1 protein-coding gene is annotated in these 239 nt (G+C 59.8%); it reads right to left on the bottom strand.

What is annotated here, in order from left to right; all coding sequences use genetic code 11:
• A partial coding sequence (locus tag SB725_RS33695; protein WP_410923757.1) for a response regulator occupies positions 1 to 239 on the bottom strand: 239 nt, incomplete at both ends.

Below are 239 nucleotides of genomic sequence, written 5' to 3'. Positions count from 1 at the left end.
CCAGGCCCATGATCTGGTCCATGTCATCGGTACGGGCGGTGAGCATGAGGATCACTCCGTCATAACGATCCCGAACCTTGCGGCAGATGCTCAGGCCGTCTTCACCGGGCAGCATCAGGTCGAGGATCACCAGATCCGGCTGCTCGGCAATGATCCTGGCCGCGGCCCGGGCACCGTTGCCCTCGATCGGCTTCAAACAAAGCATTCGTGCCGAAAAATATGATCTGGTGATCGACGCC

It is taken from the genome of Pseudomonas sp. SIMBA_041 (genome assembly GCF_046535095.1).
Lineage (GTDB): Bacteria > Pseudomonadota > Gammaproteobacteria > Pseudomonadales > Pseudomonadaceae > Aquipseudomonas > Aquipseudomonas mucoides.
This window is presented reverse-complemented; position numbering and strand designations above follow the sequence as displayed.